At 68.0% G+C, this 3,722-nt stretch carries 2 protein-coding genes and 2 pseudogenes; 1 reads left to right on the forward strand and 3 read right to left on the reverse strand.

The window, feature by feature from the left end; translation table 11 throughout:
• Positions 1–90 precede the first annotated feature (90 nt).
• Positions 91–315 carry a hypothetical protein gene (locus ACGFWI_RS38850; RefSeq protein WP_393910782.1) on the reverse strand — a complete coding sequence of 75 codons (225 nt, stop codon included), beginning with the start codon at positions 313–315 and terminating at the stop codon, positions 91–93.
• Positions 316–607: 292 nt separating this feature from the next.
• A complete protein-coding gene (locus ACGFWI_RS38855; protein WP_393910783.1) occupies positions 608–1,576 on the reverse strand; it encodes a GlxA family transcriptional regulator in 969 nt (322 codons plus the stop codon).
• Between the two features lie 270 nt (positions 1,577–1,846).
• On the opposite strand from ACGFWI_RS38855, the pseudogene ACGFWI_RS38860 reads away from it, so the two are divergent.
• A pseudogene (locus tag ACGFWI_RS38860) lies at positions 1,847–2,098 on the forward strand (IS6 family transposase); the annotation flags it as partial.
• A 24-nt stretch (positions 2,099–2,122) separates the two neighbouring features.
• On the opposite strand, the pseudogene ACGFWI_RS38865 reads toward ACGFWI_RS38860, so the two are convergent.
• Positions 2,123–2,287, reverse strand: a pseudogene (locus ACGFWI_RS38865) (hypothetical protein); the annotation flags it as partial.
• Positions 2,288–3,722: the final 1,435 nt, after the last annotated feature.

Below are 3,722 nucleotides of genomic sequence, written 5' to 3' on the forward strand. Positions count from 1 at the left end.
TGCCATGCATAACCTGTTTCTGTGGTATCAGCCAGGCGATGTGGTCCGGCCAGCAAAGTTGCACCGCCGAACTCAGACCGACCTGACTACTCAGCTGTAATCGTTCGCTGCGTCGCCAAGCACCTCCAAGAGCTCGGCTGTCGCCGACCGTCGCCCGGTGAGGTCCATGAGCCCGCGCGGCAGCTGGAGCCGTGCCGACTCGGCCGGGGCCGGACCCGGCGCGTGTTCGGCCGCCTTCGACTTCCAGTCCCACGGATGCCCAACCACCGTTGCATTCCGGGGCGGGGAGAACTCCGCCAACGTGGTGTCGTTCATCGAGACTGCTCCGATCAGCGGTGTACCGGGACGGGGAACGGGAGGAAGGGTGCGGTGTGCGCGGCTGGATGAGACCGAGGTCGTGGTGTACCGCGTCGCTGACCCGGAACGTGCGCTCCATGTGCTGTTCGTGCCGGGTCCGGCCGTTGACGTGCAGTCCCACGACCAGGTCGGCGTCCGGGTCAGTGGAGGGCTGACCGTGCTCCACAAACCGCAGTGCCCGAAGGCGCCCAAGGAGACGTGCCGGTGGCACTCGGGCGTCTCACCGCGACGGCCAGGCCCAGGCGCTCCTTCACCGTGCCCTGGAAAAGTGGTGGCGATACTGCCCCGGCGTGACGCCCAGGGTGCGTCTGAAGCGGCGGTGCAGAGTCTCGGCGAAGCCGAACCCGCAGACTCGGGCGATCGCGTCGATGGTGGTGTCCGTCGTCTCCAGTAGGGCCCGGGCAGCCTCGATGCGGACGGTTTCCACGTAGGCGGCCGGGGTGAGTCCGGTCTCGGCGCGGAAGACCCGGGTGAAGTTGCGCTCGCTCATACCGGCCCGTTCGGCGAGCACCCGGACGGTCAGGTCGTCAGCGAGGTGGTCGGTGACCCATGCCTGAACGTCCCGCAGCGGCTTACGCGTGGGCCGCTGCGCGGCGAGCTGGGTGCTGAACTGTGCTTGGCCGCCCGGGCGTTGGACGAACATCACCAGCATCCGCGCGACGGCCCGGGAGACCTCGGGCCCGTGGTCCTCCTCGACCATGGCGAGCGCCAGGTCCATCCCCGCCGTGATTCCGGCGGAGGTCCACACCGCCCGGTCGTGTACGAAGATCTGGTCCGGGGTGACCGTGACGTCCGGGTGCTCTTGGGCCAGTCGCTCGCAGGCCGCCCAGTGCGTCACCGCGCGCCGTCCGTCGAGCAGCCCGGCCCGCGCGAGCAGGAACGCGCCCGTACACACGGAAGCGACCCGCCGGGCCCGGCCGGCCGCCGCCCTGAGCCAGCCGACAAGCTCTTCATCGTCCACCGCCTCCCGATCGCCCGGTCCACCGACGACCACCAGCGTGTCCAGCGGTCCCTCACACTGCTGGACGCCACTGCCGGCCGTAACGTCGATCCCGTGACAGGCCCGCACTGCTCCGGCCCGGCCCGCGACGATCTCAACGGCATAGGCCTCATCCTCGGGCACCCACCGTTCCGTCTGCGCGAACACCTCATACGGTCCCGCCAGGTCCAGCACCTGAAACCCCGGATAGACAAGGAAGACGACGCGCCGTTGTGTCACCTGATCAGCATGGCCCGCCGTGCCATTTGGCGGCAAGGACACAAACATGACGATCTCCGCCATGGGCTTGGTGCCAGGTTCCGCTTTCGGTGAGTACAACTGCAGGCGGCAGGGCGGGTGCGGCACTTGGGGGCGAGCGCTGGGACGTGATGAGAGCGAGCAGGCGGTGGTCCACCGTCTGGCATCGGCCAGGAAGGTGCCGAAGGGTGCTGTCACGTTGACCGGTGAGTGAGATGATCTTCGGGTTGGTCCTGGCGGGAGGGGCTTGTCATGGAGAGCGCGTCGCCGTCGTACACGGACCACCGCCACCCGGTGGAGAACATCGCGCACTGCGTGTGGCTGTACTTCCGGTTCCCGCTCAGTTTCCGCCAGGTCGAGGAGCTGATGCTCCAGCGCGGCGAGACCGTCTTCTACGGGACCGTGCGCCGCTGGTGCTTGAAGTTCGGCCAGGGGCGAGAGGCCCAGGGCGCCGAGAGAGCCGAGAGGGCCGAGCAGTTCGGTGGCGGGAAACACCTCTCCGAGAATCAGACTGGCCAACACCGCGGAGTTGAGTCGGTGTTCGTCCTCGGGGTGCTTCGTCCACGCCGTCACGAGGTACGACAGACGTAACCAGCACAGCGACTGACGCTGTTTCACCAGGCGGCCGTGCACCGCCACGGGAGAACGAGCCGGCGGCACGGCGGTGCCATCTGCCGTACCGACGTCTGTCATCCGGATTGAGTTGAGCACCCTGCCTCCTGTCCGCGACCCCGCCACTTCTGTGGGGTCAGAGGCGGTCGGAGGCTTTTCACCCTCATCTGACGCTCGTGACCAGCACAATCGTGGAGTACCACAACACGGACCACGAGATCGGCCGGCCGGAACCACGACAGTGGGAACGTGAGGGCGGAAGCGACATGCCGGTTCCGTCGCACAGGTGCGCGACCATGGTGGTTCCTCTCACGGTGTAGGTCGGTCGGGACATCCCTGCCTCCTTGTGTGGACGTGCGCGTCCTCACTCACGAGGACGGAGTGCGCCGGACATCGGATGTCTTGCGTGGCCTCTCCTCGGCCGGCTCTCCCCAAAGGAGCTCCACCTCGACCGGCGGATAGCGCTCGCCGTGATGCTTCAGCTCCGCAGCCACCGAGGCGGGCATGACACGGTGCGGGTCTTCCCCCCTTCGGGAGGGCGTAGAACAGCCTCCCTCCCAGGGCCTGCACCTGCTGGACGTGTGGTCTTGCACGTCGTGACGAGACACCGGCGCGTCACGCCGGGACCGGTGGCCGTAGGGGCGCCGCAGCAGGGCTGCCCGCCCCACCTGGGAACGGGCGACTCCCCTGCGGATGCGAATCCGGGGAATGACAGCGGTCCGATGCCGCCCCGCCCTCAGCCTGATGCCAAGGGGCGGCGAAGGCCGTCACGGCGCGGTCGCCCCACAGCGTCCTGCCTGAGTGGTCGGGTCGGCGTCGCCGCCGCGACCGTGCCGCGGGGAGGTGGGCCCGCGGCGCGCGGGCCTCGCGAAGGACGTCCCGAACGGGGTGAAAGCCCAGGTAGCGACGTGGTCTTGAGCACCTCATGATGCGGGGCGGGACCCTCCGCGGCAAGCACCCGCCGGCAACCTTGCCCGTTTGTCCCACCCGCCCGGTCCCTGCTCCCGCTCTTCGTGCCAGGTTTCCCTGTCCTTAAGTAATCGAGCCATCCAGAAAGCCGATGGCCGAAAGGCACGTGGCACGATCATCGCCTCGTCCCTCATGGGCGATTTCCGACGGGGAGGCGAAAAATGCCCCAGCAGATACTCACCGGCAACGTGTGTGTGGCGGTCCACTCACCCGACGCCGTGGTCCACCCGGGACTCGTCAGCTCCTTACCGCTCGACCACCGCATCCAGGAAGTCCCACCCGGGAGAACCCACGAGTCCGACGCCGCCGTCACGGCTTCGGCACCATCGACACCACCGCACTGGACCAGCTGCGCACCCTGTCCAACCGGCCCGACACGCCCTTCCTCGTCACCCAACGACACCAGCGGGCGGACGTCTCCGCGGTGATCGACCGCGGGGCCAACGGTTACGGCTGAGTAGTCAGGTCGGTCTGAGTTCGGCGGTGCAACTTTGCTGGCCGGACCACATCGCCTGGCTGATACCACAGAAACAGGTTATGCATGGCA

Origin of the sequence: Streptomyces sp. NPDC048434 (assembly GCF_043200375.1) — a bacterium.
Taxonomy (GTDB): Bacteria; Actinomycetota; Actinomycetes; order Streptomycetales; family Streptomycetaceae; genus Streptomyces.